The 25,404-nt window shown below is 46.2% G+C and carries 27 protein-coding genes; 5 read left to right on the top strand and 22 right to left on the bottom strand.

Annotated elements, in window-relative coordinates:
• From NST74_RS02585 to NST74_RS02530, 12 genes are all read right to left on the bottom strand, one after another.
• The gene (locus NST74_RS02585; protein ID WP_341110280.1) at positions 1-921 is read right to left on the bottom strand and encodes an ABC transporter ATP-binding protein; all 921 of its coding nucleotides are present in this window, start codon (positions 919-921) and stop codon (positions 1-3) included.
• 28 nt (positions 922-949) lie between these two features.
• Positions 950-1,345: a GntR family transcriptional regulator gene (locus tag NST74_RS02580; RefSeq protein WP_042123815.1), complete on the bottom strand. Its 396-nt coding sequence runs from the start codon at positions 1,343-1,345 to the stop codon at positions 950-952.
• Between the two features lie 60 nt (positions 1,346-1,405).
• Positions 1,406-2,134, bottom strand: a complete 729-nt coding sequence (locus NST74_RS02575) for a hypothetical protein (protein WP_341110279.1) — start codon at positions 2,132-2,134, stop codon at positions 1,406-1,408.
• A 653-nt stretch (positions 2,135-2,787) separates the two neighbouring features.
• On the bottom strand, positions 2,788-2,988 hold the full coding sequence (locus NST74_RS02570) for a hypothetical protein (protein WP_341110278.1): 201 nt from the start codon (positions 2,986-2,988) through the stop codon (positions 2,788-2,790).
• On the bottom strand, positions 2,960-3,115 hold the full coding sequence (locus tag NST74_RS02565) for a hypothetical protein (protein WP_341110277.1): 156 nt from the start codon (positions 3,113-3,115) through the stop codon (positions 2,960-2,962). Before NST74_RS02565 ends, NST74_RS02570 begins: the two co-directional genes overlap by 29 nt.
• A gap of 216 nt (positions 3,116-3,331) precedes the next feature.
• On the bottom strand, positions 3,332-3,796 hold the full coding sequence (locus NST74_RS02560; RefSeq protein ID WP_042123812.1) for a DUF420 domain-containing protein: 465 nt from the start codon (positions 3,794-3,796) through the stop codon (positions 3,332-3,334).
• Positions 3,797-3,822: 26 nt separating this feature from the next.
• Positions 3,823-4,743: a cytochrome c oxidase assembly factor CtaG gene (gene ctaG / locus NST74_RS02555; RefSeq protein WP_341110276.1), complete on the bottom strand. Its 921-nt coding sequence runs from the start codon at positions 4,741-4,743 to the stop codon at positions 3,823-3,825.
• Positions 4,744-4,822: 79 nt separating this feature from the next.
• Positions 4,823-5,149 (bottom strand): cytochrome C oxidase subunit IV family protein, encoded by a 327-nt coding sequence (locus NST74_RS02550; RefSeq protein ID WP_042123808.1) that lies wholly within the window; start codon positions 5,147-5,149, stop codon positions 4,823-4,825.
• A gap of 5 nt (positions 5,150-5,154) precedes the next feature.
• On the bottom strand, positions 5,155-5,781 hold the full coding sequence (locus NST74_RS02545) for a cytochrome (ubi)quinol oxidase subunit III (RefSeq protein ID WP_042123806.1): 627 nt from the start codon (positions 5,779-5,781) through the stop codon (positions 5,155-5,157).
• Complete coding sequence (ctaD, locus tag NST74_RS02540; RefSeq protein ID WP_341115812.1) at positions 5,778-7,625, bottom strand: cytochrome c oxidase subunit I; 1,848 nt, start codon at positions 7,623-7,625, stop codon at positions 5,778-5,780. The genes NST74_RS02545 and ctaD overlap by 4 nt, the downstream gene beginning before the upstream one ends.
• Positions 7,626-7,752: 127 nt before the next feature.
• Positions 7,753-8,799 (bottom strand): cytochrome c oxidase subunit II, encoded by a 1,047-nt coding sequence (coxB, locus tag NST74_RS02535; RefSeq protein ID WP_042123804.1) that lies wholly within the window; start codon positions 8,797-8,799, stop codon positions 7,753-7,755.
• Positions 8,800-9,201: 402 nt separating this feature from the next.
• Positions 9,202-9,390, bottom strand: a complete 189-nt coding sequence (locus NST74_RS02530) for a hypothetical protein (RefSeq protein WP_042123803.1) — start codon at positions 9,388-9,390, stop codon at positions 9,202-9,204.
• A 469-nt stretch (positions 9,391-9,859) separates the two neighbouring features.
• Between NST74_RS02530 and NST74_RS02525 the strand changes: the two genes are divergently transcribed.
• From NST74_RS02525 to NST74_RS02515, 3 genes are all read left to right on the top strand, one after another.
• Positions 9,860-10,876, top strand: coding sequence for a serine hydrolase domain-containing protein (locus tag NST74_RS02525; protein ID WP_341110274.1), 1,017 nt, complete (start codon positions 9,860-9,862; stop codon positions 10,874-10,876).
• Between the two features lie 95 nt (positions 10,877-10,971).
• Positions 10,972-11,310 carry a DUF4870 domain-containing protein gene (locus NST74_RS02520; RefSeq protein ID WP_341110273.1) on the top strand — a complete coding sequence of 113 codons (339 nt, stop codon included), beginning with the start codon at positions 10,972-10,974 and terminating at the stop codon, positions 11,308-11,310.
• Between the two features lie 111 nt (positions 11,311-11,421).
• A complete protein-coding gene (locus NST74_RS02515; protein ID WP_341110272.1) occupies positions 11,422-12,378 on the top strand; it encodes a diacylglycerol/lipid kinase family protein in 957 nt (318 codons plus the stop codon).
• A gap of 103 nt (positions 12,379-12,481) precedes the next feature.
• Here the strand turns inward: NST74_RS02515 and NST74_RS02510 are convergent, their stop codons facing one another.
• Genes NST74_RS02510 through NST74_RS02495 form a run of 4 tightly spaced genes read right to left on the bottom strand, consistent with a single transcriptional unit; the run spans position 12,482 to position 15,077 of the window.
• Entirely contained in the window at positions 12,482-13,075 is a 594-nt protein-coding gene (locus NST74_RS02510; protein ID WP_341110271.1) for a xanthine phosphoribosyltransferase, read from the bottom strand.
• Positions 13,076-13,117: 42 nt separating this feature from the next.
• Complete coding sequence (locus tag NST74_RS02505) at positions 13,118-13,420, bottom strand: hypothetical protein (RefSeq protein WP_042123792.1); 303 nt, start codon at positions 13,418-13,420, stop codon at positions 13,118-13,120.
• Between the two features lie 22 nt (positions 13,421-13,442).
• Complete coding sequence (locus NST74_RS02500; protein WP_076116690.1) at positions 13,443-14,261, bottom strand: TrmB family transcriptional regulator; 819 nt, start codon at positions 14,259-14,261, stop codon at positions 13,443-13,445.
• A gap of 33 nt (positions 14,262-14,294) precedes the next feature.
• Positions 14,295-15,077: a zinc ribbon domain-containing protein gene (locus NST74_RS02495; protein WP_341110269.1), complete on the bottom strand. Its 783-nt coding sequence runs from the start codon at positions 15,075-15,077 to the stop codon at positions 14,295-14,297.
• A gap of 305 nt (positions 15,078-15,382) precedes the next feature.
• Here NST74_RS02495 and NST74_RS02490 point away from each other — a divergent pair, with 305 nt between their 5' ends.
• Positions 15,383-16,057, top strand: coding sequence for a GTP pyrophosphokinase (locus NST74_RS02490; RefSeq protein ID WP_076116925.1), 675 nt, complete (start codon positions 15,383-15,385; stop codon positions 16,055-16,057).
• Positions 16,058-16,107: 50 nt separating this feature from the next.
• Here NST74_RS02490 and NST74_RS02485 read toward each other — a convergent pair whose 3' ends face one another.
• Together NST74_RS02485 and NST74_RS02480 are read right to left on the bottom strand one after the other, a co-directional pair.
• Positions 16,108-16,911, bottom strand: a complete 804-nt coding sequence (locus NST74_RS02485) for a hypothetical protein (RefSeq protein WP_341110268.1) — start codon at positions 16,909-16,911, stop codon at positions 16,108-16,110.
• A 32-nt stretch (positions 16,912-16,943) separates the two neighbouring features.
• The gene (locus NST74_RS02480) at positions 16,944-20,030 is read right to left on the bottom strand and encodes a DEAD/DEAH box helicase (protein WP_341110267.1); all 3,087 of its coding nucleotides are present in this window, start codon (positions 20,028-20,030) and stop codon (positions 16,944-16,946) included.
• A gap of 499 nt (positions 20,031-20,529) precedes the next feature.
• Between NST74_RS02480 and NST74_RS02475 the strand changes: the two genes are divergently transcribed.
• On the top strand, positions 20,530-21,306 hold the full coding sequence (locus tag NST74_RS02475) for a tryptophan-rich sensory protein (RefSeq protein WP_341110266.1): 777 nt from the start codon (positions 20,530-20,532) through the stop codon (positions 21,304-21,306).
• Between the two features lie 84 nt (positions 21,307-21,390).
• Here the strand turns inward: NST74_RS02475 and NST74_RS02470 are convergent, their stop codons facing one another.
• The 4 genes from NST74_RS02470 to NST74_RS02455 all read right to left on the bottom strand — a co-directional run bounded on the left by NST74_RS02470 (position 21,391) and on the right by NST74_RS02455 (position 25,334).
• Positions 21,391-21,771 (bottom strand): RidA family protein, encoded by a 381-nt coding sequence (locus NST74_RS02470; protein ID WP_042123782.1) that lies wholly within the window; start codon positions 21,769-21,771, stop codon positions 21,391-21,393.
• 93 nt (positions 21,772-21,864) lie between these two features.
• The gene (locus tag NST74_RS02465; protein ID WP_341110265.1) at positions 21,865-22,530 is read right to left on the bottom strand and encodes an oxidoreductase; all 666 of its coding nucleotides are present in this window, start codon (positions 22,528-22,530) and stop codon (positions 21,865-21,867) included.
• Between the two features lie 24 nt (positions 22,531-22,554).
• Positions 22,555-23,826, bottom strand: coding sequence for an MFS transporter (locus NST74_RS02460; protein WP_445668121.1), 1,272 nt, complete (start codon positions 23,824-23,826; stop codon positions 22,555-22,557).
• A 95-nt stretch (positions 23,827-23,921) separates the two neighbouring features.
• Positions 23,922-25,334: an ATP-binding protein gene (locus tag NST74_RS02455; RefSeq protein ID WP_341110264.1), complete on the bottom strand. Its 1,413-nt coding sequence runs from the start codon at positions 25,332-25,334 to the stop codon at positions 23,922-23,924.
• Between the last annotated feature and the right edge of the window lie 70 nt (positions 25,335-25,404).

Below are 25,404 nucleotides of genomic sequence, written 5' to 3'. Positions count from 1 at the left end.
CTAGTCCCCTCTCTTGTGATCAATCAGGATAGGACGGTGTCCCTGTGTCCATAAGCCTAATATTTCGTCCAATTCCAAACTGCGACTCTTGATAACCTTTACGCCCAAGTCCTGAATGCGTTTCTCGTTCTTAGAAAATTGTTCTATGATAAAAGAAGCTACACCCGGTGTATCCATGGTAAAGTTTATGCCACCCGGTAATTCCGCTGACAACTCAGCAAGCTCCTCTTCATCTGCAACATGTACCCACACCTCGGTCCAAGCACCGAATAGACTGTCTTTTTCGGCCATACCCAGCAGTTCACCCCTATGCATAAGCACGATATAATCTGCCAGCCGCCGTACCTCTTCCACAATGTGTGTAGAGATAATCATCGTTGCATTAGTCTCTTCCATATACTTACGAAGCGTCTCCATCATAATCTTCCAGGCAAAAGGATCAAGCCCAGAAGAGGGTTCATCCAGTAACAACAGACGTGGACGTGACGCAAGAGCTGCAGCAATTTCAAATTTTCGACGCTCACCCTTAGACATCTTCGAAAGTTTCATATGATACGGGACTTCAAAACGATCCATCAGCTCCTGAAAAAACGGCTCATCCCAGTTCGGATACCAATGCTTTCGAAATCGGGCCGCTTGTTCCGCATTCCAGTGATTTTCTTCCGAAATCGAATTCTCAGGAACGTATGCAATAGACTGTCGAAGCTCTAATGGCAGCTCGCTATCGTACTTATTTTCAAACCAATAAATATCGCCTTCCTCTGGGTTCGTCAGCTGGAGCAGTAGATTCAGTAGCGTGCTTTTGCCAGATCCATTCTGACCTACCAAAGCTGTAATATAACCTTGAGGCAGATTCAGGTTTAGCGGTCCAATTGTCTTGCTACGCCGCTGTTTGCGTACATTCCGCAATTCTATCGCCATCTGTACCATGTGAGTTAGCGCCCGCCTTTCATTCCTGTTCCCTATATTTAAGTTCTACAATTTCCTGAAAAATCTCCTCAAGCTCTTCCTTGCTGCAATGTACCGATTTGCCGATGTCGACTGCGCTCTCGAGTGCTTTGCTGATCGCTTCCCGCTTATATTCCTCCATCGCAGAGGCACCTACATGGGATACAAAGGTACCTGTTCCTTGTCTTGTTCGTAGCAACCCTTCGTTCTCTAGATCCTGATACACGCGTCGTACTGTAATCACACTACATTTCAGATCTCCAGCGAATTCACGAATGGAGGGAAGCAGCGTTCCTTCTGTAATGACTCCACTAATGATTAATGATCTAAGCTGAGTCTCTATCTGATGGTAGAGGGGTTCAGCACTATTTTCGTTGATTTGTACAGGTATCCACATGTTTACACCTCGCCTTCCACTCTAGCTTGCTAGAGCGCCGTCCTTGCCATTTCACATTCTTCATACGAGATCGCGACTCTTCAGTCGATGGATAGTCCATTTAGAGAATAATTGCACAGATATAGTACCTAGCAGAAGCGTTCCCCACATGATCGGAGATAGCAGCCCCCACTCCTTGGAAACGGAGATGCTATACAAGAATAGGTTGCCTCCCCCTAGCATAACCAGGAACGATATTCCCCAAGATACCACTACGATTAGCACTGTTAGCCCTAGATAAGCTTTACCGCTAAATAGATATTCAATGAAAATATACAGTCCTGAAACAATGAGTCCGACACCTATCCAAGTTATAGCAAAAGCAATAAACGCGGGTAATGCCATCTCCTTGCGGTAATTCTCACCGAGCATATAGACAATTCCGAAGAACAATACACCATTAACAGTAAAGGAGCCTATTGCCTGAAACTTTCTACGAGTTAATACCACATTCAGAGGAATGGGTAAAGATCGTAAGTAAGCCAGCATTCTCGTGTAGGAGTCTTCACTCCAATATTTCATAGAACGACGGGAGAATGTGACTCCGAGTAACGGCATGAATGAGAGAAGTAAAAAATCCGCTATCATTGTCCGATCTTGATCAGCTAGTACATCATTTGTTACCAAACTAGTCATCCCTGCCAGATAACCCATAAAAATAATTGTAGTTACGAACGTTCCTAATACTATTAATTTGTCTCCTCGAAAATCAGAGCACACAATAAACCACGAATCCTTTATTGTTCTCATTAATGCTAACCTCGCTTTACAATGTCTTCAGCGTCTTGCGGAAGCAGGTATTCATATCCCTGTGCTTACTGTATATATCTATATACACAGTATATGTCCTTAATTTACCATTGTCAATCCTGTAAATGGAAAATATTCAAGTGCATTAGGAGGTGTAATTTTCCAAACCTTTGGAGCTCGCTTGCCTGTGAGTTACTGATCATTATTGAGAATAACTAATCAGCGGATTAAATGGTGTGTATGCCGAGGTAGTATGAGAGCGAAGGATACGGACAATGGCGATTCTCATTGCGGCTTCGCTAATGAGCGGTATGTGTAGGGTGCGGGAGGCTGAGCGTATGTCGCTCAATGTGTTGCGAAAGCTTGGTGGGTGCTAAGGCTGGATGGAATGCGAAGGCTCGGGGGATGTGAATGCTCAGTTGGGTGCTACGGCTGGATCGATGCAGATGCTCGGTGGGTGTGAATGCTCAATTGGGTGCTACTGCTGGATGGAAGCGAATGCTCGGTGGGTACTACTGAGGCAAGATCATATGAAGTAGAATCAACAATTAGGGAAAACCTCCCTCAAATTTCTTTGATTTAGCCTGAAATCAACGTTTTTAGGGAAATCCTCCCTAAAAACCAGCCATTTCTGCGTTTTAGCGCTAAAATAGTTAAAAAACAGGGAGGAATTCCCTAATTATTGTTTTCCGAACGCAAAGCTCATCTTTTTCAGGGAGGTTTTCCCTAAAAGTAAGCAAATAGATTACTTTTAAGTACTTTTCTTCTCGCTTTCCCTTCTCGCTTTTCCTTCTCAACTCTTCCAGACTCCATTTGCTCGGCTTTCTACCAGTTCCATCTCTTCCAGACTCCATTTCGCTCGCATTTCTTACCAAGTTCCATACTCCACTTCACCGACTCTTTTAACTGGTGCCATTCTCCAGTTTTCTGTTCTCCCCACTGTGCCGCTCCAAGCACTAATCCAATCACGAGTGGTTTCACAATACAATTTTACAACCAGACAGAAGTCTCCCAATTCCAGTAACAAAAATAAGCCCGTCATCCACTATCCCTATTAAGGGAAATGCAGATACACAGGCTTATTCATTCCTATTCACACAAATCAGATCCAATTCGCATGACATATTCACACGCATATTCACACGCAAATTCACATGCTCTAATCACACTACCAATTTACCTTTTCACGCAACTAACCTACGCGCCTAAAATAACTTCCCACACCGGCTTAGTGTGTCCGCCTGGATACAGAACATAAAGCAGCACATACACCATAACGCCAGTAATCGCAGTAATGAACCAAATAATAGATGTCACTCTGCCCCACTTACGGTGCTTGGAGTACTTCGCCTTAAATCCAAGAGTTAACGTAGTAAGTCCGAATACCGCTGCTACTGTTGCCAGCACGATATGGAAGATCAGAAACACTTGATAAATCGTCTGCAGTTCATCGGGTCCGCCCCATGAGGTGTTTCCCACGAACAACGTTCTAGATACGTAAACAATAAAAAACAGGAGCGCGGCGATTGCGGCAGCAATCATCGTCTTCTTGTGCGCCTCGCGTTTGCCCTTAATGATGAGCCACCAGCCAATAGCTACGAGCACCGCACTGAGTACGATGAACGATGTGCTAATAGTTGGAAACACCGTAAAAATATCCATGATTCTCCTCCTTGGCAGTCTACCAGTTATGCACGGGTCAAGGTACTCTCCTCAAGTGTAGAGGAGGGCGTCGATAATTCATCGTCGTCTTGTCCGTTCTCTTTTTTATACCAATGATAGAACACATAAGCAAGCATAGAGGCAAAAATAAATTCCTGAATGAACTTCATCGCAATGCCTCCCACCTGCTGATCCACCTTTGGTGACAACAACTCAAAGAACGCAGGACCTCCGAAATTCTGAAGTAAGGCAGAAGGATCACCCGATATGCAATAGCCCATGGCAAGTGCCCAAGTCTCCGGATCACTGTAAGTGGCATAGAGCGGTTGATCTGCAAAAATAATCAGTCCGCATGCCGGGGTCAGCAATACCATATTTAGAAAAATAAACCCAATCTTGCCCAATCCACTCGCCATTCGACGCTCCGGTAGCGGATTGATCAGCGTCCACCACATTAAGGCGGCTGTTAGGAACAAAACAATATAGTAGATCCGGTGAACGGTAAAATGCAGCATCACATAATCATGGATAACAGGAATATGGTACAAGGAAAATAGTCCATTAAACATTAGAGCAGCTACCACCGGTCGAGCTAAAAAAGACAGCCTACGAAATGGATTTACTTTCAATATCTTCCGCCAGATAAAATCTGGAATCCCCAGCATAATCAGCGGCACCGCCACCAGATATGACAAGGCCATACTAACCATGTGGAAGGAAAACATTATATGCCCTAATAGACTAACGGGGCCCCCTTGTGCCAGATAAAGCGCAAGCATTCCGCACACAAATAGCGCTCTCCGCCAGAATGGAACCGGAACTGCATCGGGATAACGTCCGGCAATCGGACCAATCCAAACGAAATACCCCGCCGTCAGCAGCAGCATAACCGCCAGAAAAAGCGGGCTCCATAGTTCAGCAAAGCTAAAGTATTGTAATCCCAGCATAACCCTAACCCCCTAACGCAGGATCTATTAGAACATCAAAAAGAGGGGGCATCTCAGCCCACCTCTTCTTTATTGTCCGTTAATTCCACCAAACCCAATACAGCGACATGATAATACAGGTACCAGCGATAAAGAAACCACCCAGCATAAAGATAATCGGCATTAGATGTCCTTTATCCTTCAGATGCATCCAGAAACCCATTTGTACAATGACCTGAATGACTGCCATTACCAGTAGAAGAATAACCGCAAAGGTGGCATTCACCCCTCCAGCCGCAACAGCGGCGAAAGCAATTAAGGTCAAGACAATGGACAATATAAAGACAACAATATGCCTCTGTGGTCCTTCATGCCGATGACGATGCTTATACCCGCCGTTCTCTGGCACATGCTGATCTGTCGTCATAGTGTCTAGCCCACCTTTCCAAGTAGGTATACAACCGTAAAGATGAAGACCCATACCACATCAATAAAATGCCAGTACATAGCTGACACATATATCTTCGGTGCAGTAACTACGGTTAATCCTTTACGCATAAGTTGCCCAATCAGGATGGAGATCCACGCAATCCCGAAGGCTACGTGCGCACCGTGAAAGCCTACTAGTGTATAGAATGCCGAACTAAATGCACTTGTAGTCATTCCGAATTCTTCGTGTCTTACATATTGAGTAAACTCATAGATCTCTAGAATTAGGAAGCTTAGCCCTAAGGCTACAGTCACCAAAAGCCAGTTACGAAGCACTGCCGGACGGTTTCTATGCATCGCCTGGATAGCGAATACACTGGTCAGACTGCTTGCCAGGAGAAGGAATGTTGCAGCAGCTACAAGCGGCAGGTGAAACAGCTCATTCGCTGATGGTCCCTCATTCGTTTGGTTGCGCAGTGCAAGAAACGTAGCGAACAACGTGCCGAACAGCACCGCTTCTCCGCCGAGAAACAACCAAAAGGCAAGTACCTTGTTTCGGCCTTCGAGCGTAGCTTTTTCCGGCTCGTGCGGAAGGGTGTCCTTAGAAGCTTCTGCATGTGCCGTTGTCATGTCCGCTCACTTCCTTCCAGCTCTTCGGGTTCAATATGCCATCCGTGATCATCATACAGTGAACGTATCAGCATAGATCCAAATGTAATAATAAGACCAATCGCAGTAACGATATAATTATTAAATAAAAAGCTCATAAAGGCATTACCGAAGTCATCCCGGCTAAACATAAAGCCAAGTCCAGCTATGAATATCCCAACAGACATAGTAAACGGCAATATGGTTGCAGACGGCATATGGATCGAGCCTACCGGTTCTGCCGGAGTCATACCTTTATTTCCTGCCATTTTTTCTTTCCAGAATGCATCAATACCACGGATAAGCGGCGTTTGCTTGAAGTTATATTCCGGTGGTGGCGAAGGAATCGTCCATTCCAGTGTACGTCCATCCTCCCACGGATCATTCGCTGCATCTGCTGGCTTTCTTGAAGTTATGAAGCAATTCACTAAGAAAATAATCGTACCGACACCCATCAGCCCAGCACCGATTGTACTGACTAAATTCAGCAAATCAAATTGCTGATTCGGTAAATAAGTGAATACGCGGCGCTGCATCCCCATAAGTCCAAGGAAATGCTGTACAAAGAAGGTCAGATGGAATCCGATGATAAATGTCCAGAAGGTCCATTTGCCCAGCTTCTCACTTAGCATCTTACCGAACATCTTCGGCCACCAATAATGCAGACCTGCAAACAAGCCAAGCACCAAGCCGCCGACAATAACATAGTGGAAATGCGCTACAACAAAATACGTGTCATGGAACTGAAAGTCAGCAGGCGCCGATGCCAGCATGACACCAGTTACACCACCCATTGTAAAGGTAGGAATGAATCCTGCCGCGAACAGGTTCGGTGTCGTGAAACGCACTTGCCCGCCCCACATCGTGAACAGCCAGTTAAAAATCTTAATTCCGGTCGGAACTGCAATGAGCATCGTCGAAACAGAGAACAACGCGTTGGCTACAGGACCAAGTCCGGTAGTGAACATATGGTGAGCCCAAACCATGAAGCCCAGGAAGGCAATCAGGATGGTAGCGAACACCATCGAGCTATACCCGAACAGTCGCTTACGCGAAAAAGTCGGGATGACCTCCGATATAATTCCGAAGGCAGGCAGAATGAGGATATATACTTCCGGATGACCAAATATCCAGAAGATATGTTGCCATAGCACCGGATTACCCCCAGCTCCAACCTCGAAGAAATTGGCTCCAAGAATCCGATCGAATGTCAGCAGTACTAAACCTACTGTAACTGCTGGAAATGCAAACAAAATAATTGCGGAAGTAATAAAAGTAGTCCAAGCAAACATCGGCATCCGCATGTAGGTCATTCCCGGCGCACGCATCGTAATGATCGTGGCTAGAAAGTTAATCCCCCCGATAAGGGTACCTAATCCGGCAATTTGAAGACCGATCGTATAAAAGTCTACACCATGTGTAGTGCTGTATGTACTCGTAGATAGTGGGGTGTAGGAGGTCCATCCGGCATCAGGAGCGCCACCCATTACCCAGCTGAGATTCAGTAGAATTCCGCCGAACAGGAAGGTCCAGAAGCCAAGAGCATTTAGAAAAGGAAAGGCTACGTCACGCGCACCAATCTGTAGCGGTATGACGGCATTCATTAAGGCGAAGATGACTGGCATGACGCCGAGGAAGATCATCGTCGTACCATGCATAGTAATGAGTTCATTAAACGTTTGGGCGTCCAAAAAGTCATTCATTGGTTTGATGAGTTGCCAGCGAATCAGAAGTGCTTCAATCCCGCCGATACCAAAAAATAATCCTCCGGCCCATAGGTACAAAATTGCGATTTTTTTATGATCGACGGTTGTTAGCCAATCCATAAGTCCTGTATGGCGCTTCACACTGTGGCCATGCCCCAGAGGCTTGGATGAATTCAAGGTATGTGCTGCTTGAGCCAAAGTTCGTACCCCCTTTTTCGAAAGTTCCGCCCGCCTTTAGGCTAAGGCATTAGTCCAGCTTATAGTTGGCCAGATACTCAGCAATGCCGTCAATCTCCGCATCACTTAGGCCTAGATCTTTGGGGTTAGGCATCAGATTGCCCGGTTTTACCGATTGTGGATCATGCAGCCATGTTTTGAGATTTTCCTCAATTGGCGCACCATCTTCCCTCGTATCATCGTTGAGCAGGATCCCTGCTATCGACTCCCGAGAACCAATTCCGGTCAAGTTCGGCGCATTATTAATCCCTTGATCACCTACAGCATGGCAAGTCAGACACGCTGCTTTGAATTTCTCAGCTAAAGCAGGATCCTCTGGCAGCACAGCTACAGGTGCTTTCATGGAATCTATCCACTTCTGAAAATCTTGTTCACTAACCGATTTCACCTTAAATTCCATGAATCCATGAGACGGTCCGCATAGCTCCGCACATTTTCCGCGGTAAACGCCTTCATTAGGTGCACTGAAGCTGAAGCGGTTAATCGTTCCGGCTGGATTAGTATCGATTTTACCGGAAAGGGAAGGGACCCAGAAGGAGTGCAGCACGTCTTTAGTTTCCAGTTCAAAAGCAATGTCCTTGCCTACTGGAATAATTAGATCCTGCGCTGTAGTCACCTTGTAATCGGTATACTCAAACTCCCACCAATATTGGTGGCCGGTTACTTTAACCTTAATCGCATCCTTGTCATTGGCATGATCATCTCCTGCGGCAAATACTGCCTTCACCGTTGGAACTGCCAGTACCACTACGAGGATAAGCGGAATGACCGTCCAGAGAATCTCAAGCTTGATGCTACCCTCAACCTGCTCAGGGATTTCATTCTGACCCGGCTTTCGACGGAAACGGATCAGTACATAAGCTGCAATCGTAAAGACAATCAGCAACACGACGATCATAATACTGATCGACAGCTCCATTAATCCATAAGACATTTCCGCCTGAGGCCCCTGTGGTCTGAGCACTGACAAGTCCTCACGGCCGCACCCGGCAAGAAAGAGACCAAACATAGCGGTCATGGGAAGGAGTCGCTTTACAGCTTGCCACGTTTTCATCATTGATCTACCCCGCTTTTCCCGATTTCGTAGGTTCCTGTTTTTTTCTGTCAATTATAACAATCACTATTAATATAAGTTTAAGGGAAAGTTTTGTCAATCGTTCACAACTAGTTCACATTGTAATTTTCGACATAATAATCCCTTGTCCCGCCTGCATTTATGCGTTTCTTTTGAAAACGCAATCAAATAAAAAATGATCATAAAAGCGCATTCATTGTGAAATGTGTCTATTAATTCATTTGACTATTTTATGAGAGACAATATTTCTTATTCATAAATGTCCATACAAAAAAAACCGATTCCTGCAACAAACGTTGCTCGGGCACGGTTTATAAGAATCCTCGTGGATGTTATTACTCAAAATGATGTCAAAAGTAAGTAAGTGACACTCGTATCTGTTAGCTAGGAGACGGATGAATTCATCTTTACCAGCTCATGCTCCACGACCATGGTCAGTTCTTCTTCATAGCCTCCGGTAATCCGATATTTTCGGACGTACTCCTTTACGAATTTCTTGGGATCTTTGGGCCGGAAAATGCGTGTCATTTCCCGTAAACTTTCCTTGACTTCGTTATGACCTTTACTTGCCATGATCAGTTCCCTCCCAAAACATTGAAAATGAATGCTCCGTTGTAGAGAATGCATGATGAAAAGTACGCCGTAACCTCGAATGCAAGTGAAGTAACCATTACACATACGTGGCTTGCATTATCCGCCAAAACGTAAAATTCAAAGCTTCAAAGCCTTGAGATACTGGTTCGCCGGTGAAGCAGGTTCGTCGTGATTTGGGCTGAGAGTAAGGACGCCTGATGAACGATAGCTCCTTGACACTTTTATTACCCGAAGAGCCACTTACTGAATCACCCCTTTCGGGCCTTATCGTTATATTGTATCATATTCCGGTCCAACTTCCACCTTTCCTTGTAAAATGTGCTAATTGGAAAATTTTTATTTTTTATTATGATCATCGTAAGTCATATTCGTCGTGTCGGGTTAAAATACAATATGCTTTATAGCTGGCCACACCTATTACTTACCACAGCAAGAAAAGGAGAACTCTATGGGCCAAACTACACCATTACTGACTTCAGCTTATAACATAGTTCCCGCGATGACCATCGCGCTACCAGAGGAAACTGCAACTCGTCGGGAAGGTCTTGAACAGGCTCATTGTGTAATTCAAAAGGAATATCCAAAGATGCATAGTATGCTTATTGCCCGCCACGGTAAGCTAATCTTCGAACGATACTACGGCAACCATCATGCCGGGACATTAAATGATCTCAGGTCTGCAACCAAAAGCTTTATCAGCGCAATTACCGGAATTGCTATCGATCGGGGAGATATCCCCGATATCGATATTTCGGTTTCCAAGGTACTACGTAAACATGTTCCATACCTTCACTCCCCTCATTTATCTAAAATCACTCTCCGTCATCTGCTCACCATGACTTCCGGATTTAGCTGGATCACGGGCAAAAAGCTAGGTGAGCCTTTCGTCCGGAATCTCCATCGTAGTCGACGCTGGGGTTCCTTTGCCCTTAGTATGAACATAATTCCGGAACATATCGGTCAATTTCAATACCGTAGTATTGACTCCCATCTGATTTCGATGATTCTTAGTGAAAGTACAGGTCTCGATGCGTTCACCTATGCAGCTGAGCATTTATTTAGCCCTCTTCGAATGACCCACACCGCTTGGTTACCAAGTCCTGAGGGACACAGTATGGGACATATTGGTCTGTATTTAAACTCAAGAGATATGACTAAATTCGGAATTTGTTTACTTAATGACGGTGTATATGCAGAGCAGCAGATCATTCCAAATCATTGGTTGCAAGAAGCGCTAACCGCACAGACTACGGGATATCCGGCTTTTGGAGATTATGGATATCAGTTCTGGACGGGTACAATGAGCGGTCAACCCTACAAGCTTGCGCATGGGCATGGCGGACAGCAAATCCTTCTCCTGCCAAAGTTAGATGCGGTTGTGGTCTTTACAGCAGAGAGCAAGACAAACAATTGGAAGAGCCCTCGTAAACTGGTGGAAAAATATATTATACCCTCAATGAGCTAAACATACTTTTTCCTGACAAGTCATAGGCTTTAAGGAAGAAGGGTTGGCTAACTAACCCCATCCCTTCTTGTCCAAGTAGAAGGAGAGTGAACCCTTTGTCCCCTTTCAAATCATCCACCGGACTGCCTGATAATATTGCAGGCGCGCTGTGCTATTTTTTTCCTTTTATTGGCGGTGTGGTCTTTCTCGCTCTGGAGAAACGCAACCGCTTCGTGCTGTTCCACGCTTTGCAATCCCTGCTTACGTTCGGCGTGCTGATGATCCTCCATGTTCTAACCGGATTTATTCCTTTCCTCGGCTCCCTGATGAGTGCAATCCTTTCTCTTTGCAGCTTTGCTATATGGCTACTTATGATCTATCAGGCTTTGAGCAGCAAATGGTATAAGCTTCCTTGGGTGGGGGATATCGCGGAAAGTCAGATTCGACATCTATAAGTACGACTGAACTAACACCTCTTATCGCTGAAAAGTATTCCCTTTTGCCCATCCACTCCTTACAATGGAAAGACGGGCATCAACGGAATTCTACAGGCTGGAGGAATTTAAATGTATCTATTCATCATAAACCCGCGTTCCGGCGGGGGCGCAGGCGGGCGGACCTGGCATACTGTAGAGGCGCTCATGAAAGAGCGGATGCTGCCATATATGACCTTGTTTACGCATAGCGCAGAGGGTGCAGAAGCTCTCGTTCTAAATACACTTAAACACCGTGAGGACTGGAAGGCCGCGATTATAATCGGCGGCGATGGCACGCTGCACAGCATTTTGGGTGCCCTTCGCGGCAAAGATATTCCCATGGCGATCATTCCAGCCGGCTCCGGCAACGACTCCGCACGCGGCTTCGGCATTCCGCTTTCGACTGAAGCTGCACTGGAAGCCGCACTTAGCGAGCGATATATCGAAGCTGATCTGATCTCAGGTGCAAATGGACTGACTTTAACAGCAGTTGCCAACGGCTTTGATGCACAGGTGGCCGAGAATGTGAATGCCAGCCGTTACAAACGGCTGTGCAACGCCATTGGCGCAGGCCAACTGGCTTATATCATCGGCATATTACATACGCTGATGACGTTTAAGCCATGCCGGGTGAGTGTTGCGTGCGACGGGACGGAGCACGTCTTTGAGAAGGCATGGCTGGTCTCGGTCTGCAACCTGCCCAGCTACGGCGGCGGGCTCTTGATCTGCCCGCAGGCGAAGGCCGATGACGGCCAGCTCGACGTCTGCGTCGTACATGGGTGCAGCCGCGGGCAACTGCTGCGGCTGTTCCCAACGGTACTGAAGGGCAAGCATGTAGCGTTGCCCTTCGTGTCCATGCTGCGTGGACGTAGCGTAGCCGTCAACTTCGCAGAGGCCCGGCCGGCGATCGGCGATGGCGAGAGCTTCGGCAACGGGCCACTTGCCGCACGCTGCGAGCCAGGGGCGCTGCGGGTGCTCTCGCCGCTGGCGGCGGTTAGCGCGCAGCGCCACACCGATCCTGCAGCGGCATGCGGTGGCAACGGGTAAGCCATACCCGTTGCATAACACAAAAAAACAGCAAGAGACAGGCTTATAAACCTGTCTCTTGCTGTTTTAATGTTTACTTCCTTCGAATTTACACTAAAGAGTCTCAGCTAAGCAGCCCTTCCTCTTCTTCCACGAAAGAAATTGTTCCGTCCTCCAGCGAAGCGATTCGCACGAGCGATTCTACCCGGTAGCCAGCTTCCTGCAGAAGCCGATTCCCCGGCTGAAATGCTTTTTCGATCACAATACCAATCCCAACCACGCTTCCCCCTGCCTGCTCAACAATACGAGCAAGCCCGAAGGCGGCTTCGCCATTCGCCAAGAAATCATCGACAATCAGAACCCGCTCTCCCGGAGCAATGAACTTCTTGGAAACGGTAATTTCATTCGTTTCTTTCTTCGTGAAGGAGTAAACCTTTTCTACATAAATATCCTCTGTCAGCGTCAACGATTTCTGCTTACGGGCAAAAATCAGCGGAACCTCCAGCTCTAATGCCGTCATAATCCCCGGAGCAATCCCCGAAGATTCAATCGTCAGTACCTTCGTAATCTCTTCGCCGGAAAAACGGCGGGTAAACTCACGGCCAACCTCACGCATTAGAAAGGGGTCCATCTGATGATTCAGAAAAGAATCTACCTTGAGCACGCCTTGCCCGAGTACAATACCTTCTTTCAACACCTTTTGTCTCAACAGCTCCATAGTGCTCCTCCTTCTCCCATCAATGAATCCTTTCTCCCCACTTTAAAGACCTGTCGGTTTTTGTGGCAATAAATTTCGGGCGATAGATTTTAAATTATGATCATCTTTGCTCTTTTCTTGTCCGTTATCATAACCCGTAATTCGAATCTCCACGAAATCGCCCGGATTTACCGGCTTAAAGATCAATTTCTCGCGGTCTTCCAGTCTCACGTTAAATTTCATGTCCTTGAACATTTCAACTAGCTCTGCTTCTCCGGGACTTGCTCCTTTATCCAGAAACAGCAGTCCACGCAATTTTTTAGGACCATCCTCATGCACCACTTCAAAATGTACGATACATTCCATGCTTTTCACCTCCCTGTAATAGCTACTGCGCCTGTTCTTCCCCATCATCGCCTGGATCATACATAACATATTTGCTGTGAATTTTGCTGTAACGTTCGCCATAACGTTCTTCTAATTCGGCGCCCATATCCTGCTCCAGCTCGAACAACACCATTTCCTGCGAAAAATGATTCAATAGCAGATCCACTAACACCGGGTGCTCGGTTACAACCGCTTGCGCTGATCCATCTTCATAGCGCATCCCGAGCATACACCAGCTCCGATCGATCACGAATGAGAACTTCCGTCCATCCTGTCGCTGCGGATCTCTTCCGAGAGGCGGCCATACCGGATAAGAGGCCGGAGCAGCATTGCCTCCGTCAAACGCCCATAAGAGTCTAACGCCACGCAACTCCGCCTGTTCAAGTTCACTCCGCAGAAGTGACGCTTCCTCACGCCACATATCCACTACGATCTCTTGCTCAGCCATATTAAGTTGGCGAATAAGAGCGCCCAATACATTGCGGTCCCCTTCCACATTATAAAACGAAGGGCTAACAGGTCCACCGCGAGGCATCTCACTTTCCATATATGCCAGTGAAGCTTGCACCCGTCCCGAGATCATGGTCGCGAGCTCCTCTGGATTGAGAACACTGTACCGCGCAGGTTCTCCTTCGCCACATCGTACATATCCCTGCTGCGTAAGGCGTTGTAGCGCCGCGTACACATTCGATCTTGAAACTCCGAGCTGTTTGGCAACCTCATAGCCAGAAGCCTGGCCTTTTGTCGCAAGCTCTACCATAATTTTGGACTCCATCTCCGTGAAGCCCAGATTGCGCAGATGCAGCAGCAGCTGTTCCATCTTGTTGTCCCCCTAAGCTGACTGAAATCCGTACTATATTTGCTCTGATCCACATCTCGGACACCATAAGGAGCCCTTAGGTAATTCATTCCGACAGATTTGGCACTGGATCATATCTCGCACACCGTTATCTTCAGTGACTGCAGATTCCTCCTGATGCTCATTCTTGTGCCATTCCCCAAAGCGGCGATCCAGCTCAAGTTGTCTTTTTCTTTCACGTTCCAGCTGCTCAGCTTGTTTACGTTCCCGCTCAATATCTTGTTCACTCGCCTTATATTCTTCGAGTGGCAGCTCATCATCCGGGTGCTGAACTTCAGCATACACCACACTCTGCGGGTGCAGCTTCATCGCAATCTCCTTCTCTTCATCCGTAAGCTCATCCGCACCATAATATTGATCTTCATCATCTTCATTCACAGATTGAACAAATACCGGTGTAGAAGGCACCCTTCTTGAAGCGGACAACGGCTCCAGCTTACTTCCGCATTTCGGACAAAAGTTAGCATCAAGCGCCACAATATGACCACATGAACATAGCCGCTCATTTTTCAGCTCAGCAATTCGTGTCCGCAGAACCTCGATTTTTTCCTGAAGCTTGGAACAGTTACGGGACAGCTCTACCATTTTACCTTCAGCTACCGACATATCCTTTGAACGATATCCTTCGTAAAAAAGCTTGCCCATTTTCGTAAATTCAACTTCCATCTCTTGTTCAACATCGGAAATAAGTCCGTTCAGCTTGCCGATCTCTACTGAGTTTTGAGCTTTCTCGGTAACCCGGCTCGCGCTATCTTTAATTTTTTTGATAAAACTCATTACAGTTCCTCCCTCTCCAGCGATACGTGTTTCTATCATACCAAATGTATCGAGTAGATTCATTAATGTGCTTTAATACGCGATTTAGAGGAGAATGTTCCTATAAAATCCAGACTAATTGATTTAAGCCACTTCCCCCTTACACTTATGGGTTATATTTCCTGATTTTGAATGTAATTTTGCGTCAGAGGTTCTACATCGGTTAAAATAGAATTATCACAAATAACGAAATCGGGAGAGTTTCAGTGGAAGAACATGAGAGCACACAGCTTACGCTTAGTCAGCTACAGGTACACGTTAAGGATCTGCAACAGTGGCAAGGTAACAGCAACGAGGATTTCGCCAAACTGGTAAACGAGTTCGAAGCTTTGCCGGCCCTTTATCGTCACGCGTTAAATGATCTTCAGAATAAAATCGATGTAATCAAGACGGAATGGCAATCCCGCGACGGCTTCAGTCCCATCGAACATGTCAAATGCCGAATCAAAGAACCCAAGAGTATTCTTCAAAAGATGGAGCGCAAAGGCTACGGTTTCAGCTTGGAAAATATGGAGCAATATATTCACGATATTGCCGGAATGCGGATTGTATGTGCCTTTGTTAAAGATATTTACCGTTTAGTAGACCATCTTAGTACACGCGAAGACATCCGCGTGCTTGAGATTAAAGATTATATAGCTCATCCTAAACCAAACGGATATCAAAGCCTTCATCTTATAGTGGGAATCCCACTCGTCCTGCTGGAAGGAACACGCTGGGTCAAGGCTGAGATACAGCTGCGCACCCTGGCTATGGACTTCTGGGCAAGCATGGAGCATATTTTGTATTATAAATTCGATAAACAGCTTCCTTCCCATGTTGCCGAGGAACTAAAAGAAGCCGCGCGCGCCGCTGATGAACTAGATCAGAAAATGCTGCGTCTTCGCCGTGAGATTCTAGAACTTTCCGAGGGTGATTCTCCCTCCAGTGAACAGCATTAGAATGATTAAAAGCCGCATTCTCATCAGAGATGCGGCTTTCGTATGTCCGGCTACTTCTTAATCAGACCCTTATTGGCCCGACGTGCAGACGCTTCTGCAACCCGCTGCATAATCAAAGTCAATCCCTCAATGGCTTTAGGCGTCTGCGGTAGCAGCGTTCCCCAGTCTTCTGTAACTTCAGCTACAACTACCGGCGAAGGAAACGGTCTAGCTGCAATATCATGGAACTGTGGCCCAGGCTGATGTAGCGAACCTTCAGCAGCCGCTTCTGCCAGCCATTCGCCAGAGGAAATAGCCGGACCCTTGCGTTCAAGCCGAGCCAATTCCGTAGAAAGATCACTAACCGAGACTTCTTCTTCCTCTGTTTCAGCTTCGTCGCTGGAAATATCCCCTTCAGCCCAAAGGGCAAAAATCCCGTCCAAGAGCTCTCCTTTAGTAAATCCTCTCAGCGAAAGCGCCAGTAACGGCTCTTCAGCAAGACGTTCTTTAATAAGCCTCAGCGTCTCCGCCTTATGCTCCACTTCCTCACCCTCAAAAAGGGCTTGCTCCAGCTCTCTATCTGTAGGCAAAAGCTCAAGTTCAGCCAGCTCACCCGTCAAACGCCCTTGCAGCAAGGCAAATACTTCTCCTGGACTTAGTGCCAGACTTCGCAATATTTCTTTTCTTCGGGAAGCATGCCATACCGGAACCTTCAGAGAGAGAGGTTGATTTGCTTGTTGTTCCTGAGCAGGAGCGCCGGTATTCGATTCACCTTTTGACCGTGAGCCTCCCGTCACTTTCCCAGGTAGCACCGTCCATGCTGCTTTCACTAATCCAGGCACAACTTCCAGCCGCATCTCTAACCGTTCACTCATTGTTTGATCCCTCCGTAAAACTCATATCTGTCTTACATCCAGTCCTGATCCTGCAATTCAATAAGCTCCTTCAGCTCATGATTAGACATCTCAGTCAACCATGTTTCGCCAGAGCCTACAACTTGCTCGGAAAGATTTTTCTTACGTTCAATCAATTCATCAATGCGTTCTTCCAACGTACCTTGGCAAATCAGCTTATGCACTTGAACATTTTTATCCTGACCAATTCGGAACGCCCGGTCTGTCGCCTGATTCTCAACTGCCGGATTCCACCAACGGTCGTAATGGATTACATGGTTAGCCCTTGTAAGGTTCAGCCCTACCCCACCCGCTTTAAGCGAAAGTACGAAGAAGGATGGACCTTTCCCCTCTTGAAAATCATGGACCATCTCATCACGCTCTCGTTTTGGAATTCCGCCGTGCAAGAACAATGGTGCTGTTCCATAACGTTTAGTCAATTTGCTAACCAAGAGCTCACCCATTGCTACATATTGAGTAAAAATCAACGCAGATTCTCCGACTTCCGCAATGCTGTCCAGAATCTCGAACATGACCTCCATTTTACCGGAATGTTCATTTCGCAGACCCCGCCCTTCTTCTTTGCGGAAGAGCTGTGGATGATTGCAAATCTGCTTCAACTTCGTCAGAGAAGACAATACGAGCCCTCTGCGAGCCATCCCACTGCTCTCTCCGATCACGCCAAGCATTTCATCCACAACACCTTGATACAGGGCTGCCTGTGTCTCCGTCAGCGGACAATAAGACTTCAGCTCCAGCTTCTCCGGTAAATCTTTAGAAATATCCGGATCACTCTTCAAGCGCCGTAACAAGAATGGGGACACCAAGCGATGCAATTCCCGCAGTCGTTCTCCCCCCTCACCAGACACATAACGCTGCCGGAAGGAATGGTAGGTCCCTAAATAGCCCGGATTTAAAAAGTGAAAAATAGACCATAATTCCCCTAGTCTGTTCTCTACCGGAGTCCCTGTCATAGCTATGCGATGCGGCGCCGATAGCTTCATCACACTTTGTGCCTGTTTCGTCCGATGATTCTTAATATACTGAGCTTCATCCAGCACCACAGTGGACCAGTGAACATTCGCTAAATCCTCACTATCACGACCCGCTAAGTGATAGGTCGTTAATACGATATCATGACTGGCAGCCAGTTCTAAAAAGCTGTCCCCCCGCACACGGCGTCCACCATGATGAATGTGAACCTTGAGCGAAGGTGCAAAGCGCTGTAATTCCCGTTGCCAGTTCCCCAAAAGTGATGTTGGACATAGAATCAGTACAGGCTCCTGCTTCTCTTCAGGTGGAGCACTTAATGCCCGATCCAGCAGGCAGGTGATGACCTGCACCGTCTTCCCGAGACCCATGTCATCAGCCAGACACACTCCAAAGCCAAGACCACTAAGGACTGAAAGCCACTGATAACCGCGCTCCTGATAAGGTCTTAGCGTTCCATGCAGACCTTCAGGCACCGGGCGGACCGGAAGATTACGCAAAATGTCTCCCCGCATCAGCGATGACAATAGCCCGGATGTTTCCATCCCCGTGACCGACATCCCTTTCCAGAGTCGCTCATCGCCATCCTCAGCCTCTAGCCGCATCCAATCGGCTGCGGTCATTTCCCCATTTTCATGGCGTTTCATATATCTAAGAACCTGGCGAATTTCTTTAGGGTCTACTTCAATCCATTCCCCGCGGAAACGTACAAAAGGTACGCCAGCTTCCACTAATGCGTTCAATTCTTCTTCGCTGATTGTACTCTCCCCAAGCGAAGCTTCAATGCGGAATGAAATCAGCTCTTCCATCCCAAGAGCCACAGGTGCAGGACTATCAATTCCACTAACATTCGGCTGCATTTTCATCTTCATGCCAATCCGGCGGCGTCCCTCACGGCTCCAGCGCGATGGCATCTGCACGGTTATTCCCCGCTCACGCAGCTGCTGCACCGTCTCCTTCAAAAAGAAATAAAGACGCTCTGGTTCCAAATCCGCTCCCGTGGGTGCAGGCTTATCAAGAGCGCGCTGAATATCAGGAGAGATTCTTGCTGCTCGCCCCAGCGCTATAAGAAGCTGCTGCTGTATATTGCGATAGCGTTTGCCCCATAACGTAAACTCTCGCTCCTTACTGCTCCAGATGGATTTCGCCGGAATCCAGAATTCGCCTTCTTCCTTGTTCTCTGCCCAGAAGGTTAACCGCCAGATTTCGTCATTCTCTCCAGGTGGCTCGAGACGTAACCCAAGACCCAGCTGTCCGCTCCGCGCTTCTTCAGGTTCAGATTGCGGAACATCGCTTCCAGCGGTCTCATTCACGGTAGCCAGAAGATCTGTCACCTCTGCTTGAGTTCCCTGAACAGGTATATCCCTGCTTCCTGTAAGAAGGCTATTCCACCATAACTCCGTTAAAGGGGAATAACCGCGGCGATAGTTGGCTTTGTAAGGTGTAAGTTCACTTTCAATGCCCGCAATCACTCTCTTTATCTCTGCAGTCATTACTGCCTGCATAAAGGAGTACAACACATAGGCGCCAGCCTCTTCCCGCGAGGATAAATCCCCCGCCTCAGCGATATGCGTCCCTAGAGCCAACACCGGCATAGATGCTGCCAGCTGCAGAAAGATCTCCTTATCCTCCTGCTTTCGAAAAGCCGGAGACCAGCAGACTGTTGCTGCCTGTTCACCACCACGTCGACGCGAACCTACCGGACGCGGTGGCAAGGCTCCTGGCGTAACTCCCCCAGTACCCATCAGCTCCAGCGCAAAGCGGGCTGCCGCTGCCCAATAGCGCAATTCGCCGCCAGGCTCCACTCCCTGATCTCGGCACAACGTCTCATCCCATGCCAGAAGCAGTTCAAATGCATCGCTAGGGACTAAGGCAAGCCCTTCGAATGTCCGTCCGGGCAATCCACGTCGTGCTGGCTTCCCCTCTACAGGAGGAGCCGGATATTTCACTTCTGCCAACCGCAGAGCAGCACTCGCAAAGGGGCGCACTCCTCCCTGCAGCTCCAGCCGCTTCACCACTCGGGTCCAAGCGTCAACCTTAGGCTCCGAAGTTTCGCCAGAGAAGCAAAATAACACATCCCCCAACCATATTGCATAAAGGTGCTTTGTCATCGGTGATCTCCTGTCTTTTAAGCAAGCAAAAAAAGAACCAGTCGCCACCATTAGGTGGTAACTGCAACCTTTTCCGCGAGAAATAAATTTTGAAGCTATACAAGTAGAAGTAGTTTCTCCATCCTTTTAGAGATGAGATACGCTCCTGTAAGAAATATAAGGATAAAGAACTGGGATAAAACTAATCTGCTCTTGAATCTTCATCTCTTCATCTTATACGAAAAAGCGCTGATTTAAAAACGTTTCTGCATTTTTTCTGCAGATTTTTATGCAAATAAAGTTGAAGTACATAGAAACACCCATAAATTTGATTCATTTCAGCATATTTTCAATCAATGTTCTAGTCACTATCGTAAAATACCCTGCACCACTACCATGCTATCCATGAATATTGTGACTCACAAGTCATTTATTTTCTCTTTATAGTCTTAATTGTGCTGAAAGCGGGTATATTTTAAGTAGGTATTACCCTATTAAAAAAAGCTAGGGAGTGAATTCTTTGAGACGTTATAATCCTTATAAATGGTGGAATCTTTTGTTCTTTTTAAGTGTGATTATTGTGAATGCGCTATCGGTAACCTTACCCTTAGGCGGGCACAGCACTGGAGAAATCTCTGATAAATATCAGACCTACATCACTCCTGCCGGTTACGCGTTTTCCATCTGGTCTTTGATTTATCTATTGTTAGCCGGCTTCGTTATTTATCAATTTCGTTCTTATACAGCCTCTAGAGATTCTGTACGGGCGATTCAGTTCTGGTTTGTTCTGAGCTGTATTTTTAATATGAGCTGGCTCTTCCTCTGGCAATATTTATACATTGAGCTCTCACTGGTTGCTATGGTGCTCATGTTAATCACACTGATTGTCATTTATCGAAAAACACGCTTGATCACAAACCCTACCTCAGGTGAGAAATGGTTGCTGAAACTACCCTTTAGTATATACCTTGGCTGGATCTCTGTGGCTACTATCGTGAACATCAGCGTTGTTCTAGAGAAAAATCATTGGGGAGGTTTGGGCCTTAGCGGTAGCACTTGGGGCGTTATCATGCTCTGCGTGGGGACTCTACTTGCAATACTCGTCAGCTACCCTTACCGAGATAGCATATATCCGCTGGTATTCGTGTGGGCCTTCATCGCGGTTGCATTAGAACACAAAGAGACCAGCAATGTTTATTTAACGGGTCTGATTACAGCAGGTCTCTTGCTGATCTACAGCATCTGGTTACTGTTCAAACCACGCCGCAATAGGTACAGAAGATATAGAAGTTACTGATTATAATGCAAAAAATGGCAGACTAGGGTTATCCACCTTAGCCTGCCATTTTGTAAAATAATAAAAGTGCAAAAAGATAACGCCTTATTTCTTCCGAGCTACCGCTTCAATCTCAACAAGTCCATCTTTAGGCAGACGCGCAACCTCAATGGCACTGCGGGCAGGATAAGGTTCTTTAAAGAAGGTGCTATACACCTCATTAACAGCCGCGAAATCATTCATATCCTTTAAGAAAACAGTTGTCTTTACTACATGGTCCAGCGTTGCACCAGCTTCTTCAAGAATGGCTTGAACATTGCTAAGCGCTTGACGTGCTTGTTCTTGTACGCCCTCCGCCAAATTTCCCGTTTCCGGATTCAGACCAAGTTGTCCAGAAGTGTATACCCAGCTACCCGTGGTGATGGCCTGACTATAAGGACCAATTGCTCCGGGTGCTTTGGTTGTAGCTACTTGTTTTTTGCTCATTTTACTACCCCTTTCCATTATGCGCTGATCATTTATTGTTCATTGTAAGTCCTGTTCTCATCTTAATGCAAATTTATTAGAGCCCCTGAGAGCTTAGCGTTTCCCAATCACATGAATTACTTCATTCATATAAATATGTAATCCATGGGTATCTGCAGACGCAATGTTCACCATAGCTTTTGCTACTGTAGTGCCAGGTATGGCACGATATTGAGCTGCTTTGCCCACCATTACGGGATCCAGCACTTTCATCAATCCAGCTCCGACTCTTTCTCCTAATCTGAATTCTTCACGTTGGCCCAATAACAAGGAAGGACGAAATATATGCAAGCCTTGAAATCCAATAGCGGTTAACCCTTCTTCCGCTCTTCCCTTAGTCCGACTGTAGAAATTACGCGATTTCGCATTTGCTCCTATCGAAGAGACGACCAAAAACTGTTTAACACCCTGTTCTCTCGCTATGGCTGCAGCATCAAGCGGGTAATGTAAATCGACTCGTTCAAACTTTTCTTGTGAACCCGCCTTCTTTATCGTGGTTCCTAAACAACAGAAGATGGAATGTACCCCGTCGAACGATTCTGTATAGTTCCTTAGGTTCTCCCAATCTACAACGATTTGCTTAAGCTTGGGATGTTCTATGGCCAACGGTGTCCGTACAAGCACCCTCACTTCTTCCCAACCATCGCGATTTAATAATTCCTCCGTAACCGCTTTGCCTACCAATCCGGTGGCACCTAATACCATTGCTATCCTTAACAAGGAATAACCCCCTTTACTTCTTATTCAGTCCTTTAGAATACGACGACCTAGCAGAAACGCAAGAGCAATCATCAGCGTCCCTACCACCAGCTGCATACCGTATACTTGAGTCCATTGCGGCCAGTGCGCAATTCTTTCATATAGTTGCCCCCCAATAAGCGGACCAAAAAAAGATGATAAACCCGTAAGCGCCGCATATGTAGCCATATACATCGGACGCTCTTTTTTCGGTGTGTCTCCAATAATAAAATTAAAGGCCAGCTGGTTGAAACCGCCTACACCAACACCAAAAACAATATGAGCCGCAAATAACACCGGCAGCATCGGCATCACCGATAAGAGTCCCCACATCAATGAAGACAACGCAATAATAGGCAAAGTAAAAAACAGCAGTCGCTTATTGCTGTATTTCGCATTTAGATTACCCCAAACGTAGAAGCTAGCCATCATAAACACAGTCTGGGACACATTAAGCAATGACAACGTTTCATAATTAATATGAAGCAACTGCAACATGACATAAGAATATAGCGGAACCGTTAGGTTCTGCAACAACAGCCAGGCAGCCAGAAACAAGGTTGATTTCATAAATAATGTATCTTTAAGCGGTTTCTTAAACATAGGCAAAAACTTATGCTCTTCCGATTTCTCGAAAGGCACATCCGGATAAAAAAAGAACACTACGACATTAGATAACGAGAAGATCCAGACAACAATATATAGAACCAGAAAACCATGACCACCGGGATAACGATCCAGAATAATACCGCCGCCATACATAACCAAACTTCCAAGTGCATTCAGGACCGTGTTGCGAATTCCAAAATAACGTCCACGTACACGCGCTGGAACCAGATCGCTAATCACTGAGCTCCACAGCACACCACCAGCGGTATTGGCAATAAAAGCAGTGGTGTATAAAGCAATAAATGCGATAACCCAATATTCTTTAGGAAAAATAAACGGGATCAGTCCCGTAGAACCCCAAAGTATCCTATGCAGACCGATAAAAGTAACCATGGCCCATTTGCGACTTGGCAACTTCTGAATTAAAAAAGCTACACCGATCTGCGCCACGTTAACTAATGTAGTAAGCGCTAGCACAAATCCGATTTGACTAGAGGAGGCTCCTAAATATAGAAGGAATCCTGTTAGAAACTGCCCTTGCAGCAGTACCTGAAAGATAGTTGATGGCACACCTTCCAATGTTGCTATACGCAGATTTCTGCGATGTACTGAGGGTTTACGAGTACGTTTCGAAACCGTAACCTGATGTTTATTTTCCATGTTGTCCATAGAGGCGGTAACACTCCTTAGATGCGGCATTGGCTTCATTCTACTCCGCATCAATCTACTGTCAATACGCCAAATCACCAAATAATATTGGAGCTTTACTCACTATCCGTTTCAAGGGGCAAATAAAGCGAAAATGTACTTCCCTTTTCTTCCTCACTCTCCATAGAAATGAACCCGCCGAGCAATCTGGCCAAATCATTACTAATAGAAAGTCCTAGTCCTGTTCCACCATATTTCCGGTTAGTAGTTCTGTCTGCCTGTTGAAAGGCTTCAAAGATCATGTCATGCTTCTCCGGCGGGATTCCTATGCCACTATCCTCCACATCAAATACAAGCCAACGCTGAAGGGTATCCCCTTCTCCACATTCCTGCTTGCGGATTTGCAGCGATACGTAACCTGTCTTTGTAAATTTAATAGCATTAGAGAGCAAGTTACGCAGAATCTGCTGCACTCGATGTGGATCGGAATGAATCATTGTAGGGACATTCTCATCCATAGAGATATGAAATTCCAGTCCTTTTTGCTTGGCCGTCACAGCGAACTGCATAGCCAGCAACTCTGGAATCTCGCTAACATTTAATTCTTCATTTATAATATCCAGTCGTCCCGCCTCCACCTTGGACAGATCCAGAATATCGCTGATGATCATCAACAATTCATCCCCCGAACGATGGATAATGGCCGCATACTCCTTTATTTCTTCTTCAGTTAGTGAATCATCATTTTCTTCAATTAATTGCGATAAATTTATAATGCTATTCAGTGGAGTTCTAAGCTCATGCGACATGTTTGCGAGAAATTCCGATTTGAATTGAGACGCCATCATTAACTGATTAGCACGTTCTTCAAGTACAAGCTTATTCTTATGCAATTCTTCAGTCTGAGCAGACAACTGTTCGTTAGCATGCTGGATCTGCTCGTTCCTTAGGAGACCAAGTTGAAAATCACGGATAATTAATGAAAATAAAATGCTTAAAATTAACCCCGCAGGGAACGTAATTGGCATAATCTCTTTTATGTACTCTTCCACTGGGATAACGCCTAATATCATAATGTTTATTGCATTCATTAGATTTATGATCAGAATAACGATCAAACCCTGATTCACTATACTGAGGCTTGAACGTCTAACCCAGTAACTAAGTGCGGCGCAAATAAATCCCAAAGTAAACAAATTAATCATCCCTGCCACCGCTGCCTCGTTCACCCCAAAGGTTAACCTTGTAAGTCCCGTTCCTATACCAATCAACACAAGAGTGATAGGCCTAGGATACGCCAGCGTCGAGATAATTAAAGGTACAAAACGCAAATCAAAGATCACATGGTCGTCCAGATTATAACCAAAAAGAGTACTGACCCAACCGGCAAAGATCGCCAGAATCACCCAGCTTGCCTTCTTTATTCCTACCGTTGCATTTGAAATTGTATGTTTATATATCAGATTAGCCAAATAGGCCACGGCTATAAGAATTGCGGTATTCCCGAAAAAAATTTTAAGATACCCCATAGATTTGCTCCCGGTAGCACAAGATAAATTACAGATTTCATCTCATAATAATACCATAGCTTAACCACCG

This window comes from Paenibacillus sp. FSL F4-0125, from assembly GCF_038008565.1.
Taxonomy (GTDB): Bacteria; Bacillota; Bacilli; order Paenibacillales; family Paenibacillaceae; genus Paenibacillus_AQ.
This window is presented reverse-complemented; position numbering and strand designations above follow the sequence as displayed.

Excerpts from the sequence above, each read along its gene's own strand:
- NST74_RS02585 (WP_341110280.1), bottom strand. The coding sequence starts at position 921 with ATGGCGATAGAATTGCGGAATGTACGCAAACAGCGGCGTAGCAAGACA.
- NST74_RS02580 (WP_042123815.1), bottom strand. The coding sequence starts at position 1,345 with ATGTGGATACCTGTACAAATCAACGAAAATAGTGCTGAACCCCTCTAC.
- NST74_RS02575 (WP_341110279.1), bottom strand. The coding sequence starts at position 2,134 with ATGAGAACAATAAAGGATTCGTGGTTTATTGTGTGCTCTGATTTTCGA.
- NST74_RS02570 (WP_341110278.1), bottom strand. The coding sequence starts at position 2,988 with ATGGAGTCTGGAAGAGATGGAACTGGTAGAAAGCCGAGCAAATGGAGT.
- NST74_RS02560 (WP_042123812.1), bottom strand. The coding sequence starts at position 3,796 with ATGGATATTTTTACGGTGTTTCCAACTATTAGCACATCGTTCATCGTA.
- ctaG (WP_341110276.1), bottom strand. The coding sequence starts at position 4,743 with ATGCTGGGATTACAATACTTTAGCTTTGCTGAACTATGGAGCCCGCTT.
- NST74_RS02550 (WP_042123808.1), bottom strand. The coding sequence starts at position 5,149 with ATGACGACAGATCAGCATGTGCCAGAGAACGGCGGGTATAAGCATCGT.
- NST74_RS02545 (WP_042123806.1), bottom strand. The coding sequence starts at position 5,781 with ATGACAACGGCACATGCAGAAGCTTCTAAGGACACCCTTCCGCACGAG.
- ctaD (WP_341115812.1), bottom strand. The coding sequence starts at position 7,625 with ATGGATTGGCTAACAACCGTCGATCATAAAAAAATCGCAATTTTGTAC.
- coxB (WP_042123804.1), bottom strand. The coding sequence starts at position 8,799 with ATGATGAAAACGTGGCAAGCTGTAAAGCGACTCCTTCCCATGACCGCT.
- NST74_RS02530 (WP_042123803.1), bottom strand. The coding sequence starts at position 9,390 with ATGGCAAGTAAAGGTCATAACGAAGTCAAGGAAAGTTTACGGGAAATG.
- NST74_RS02525 (WP_341110274.1), top strand. The coding sequence starts at position 9,860 with ATGGGCCAAACTACACCATTACTGACTTCAGCTTATAACATAGTTCCC.
- NST74_RS02515 (WP_341110272.1), top strand. The coding sequence starts at position 11,422 with ATGTATCTATTCATCATAAACCCGCGTTCCGGCGGGGGCGCAGGCGGG.
- NST74_RS02510 (WP_341110271.1), bottom strand. The coding sequence starts at position 13,075 with ATGGAGCTGTTGAGACAAAAGGTGTTGAAAGAAGGTATTGTACTCGGG.
- NST74_RS02505 (WP_042123792.1), bottom strand. The coding sequence starts at position 13,420 with ATGGAATGTATCGTACATTTTGAAGTGGTGCATGAGGATGGTCCTAAA.
- NST74_RS02500 (WP_076116690.1), bottom strand. The coding sequence starts at position 14,261 with ATGGAACAGCTGCTGCTGCATCTGCGCAATCTGGGCTTCACGGAGATG.
- NST74_RS02495 (WP_341110269.1), bottom strand. The coding sequence starts at position 15,077 with ATGAGTTTTATCAAAAAAATTAAAGATAGCGCGAGCCGGGTTACCGAG.
- NST74_RS02485 (WP_341110268.1), bottom strand. The coding sequence starts at position 16,911 with ATGAGTGAACGGTTAGAGATGCGGCTGGAAGTTGTGCCTGGATTAGTG.
- NST74_RS02480 (WP_341110267.1), bottom strand. The coding sequence starts at position 20,030 with ATGACAAAGCACCTTTATGCAATATGGTTGGGGGATGTGTTATTTTGC.
- NST74_RS02470 (WP_042123782.1), bottom strand. The coding sequence starts at position 21,771 with ATGAGCAAAAAACAAGTAGCTACAACCAAAGCACCCGGAGCAATTGGT.
- NST74_RS02460 (WP_445668121.1), bottom strand. The coding sequence starts at position 23,826 with ATGGACAACATGGAAAATAAACATCAGGTTACGGTTTCGAAACGTACT.
- NST74_RS02455 (WP_341110264.1), bottom strand. The coding sequence starts at position 25,334 with ATGGGGTATCTTAAAATTTTTTTCGGGAATACCGCAATTCTTATAGCC.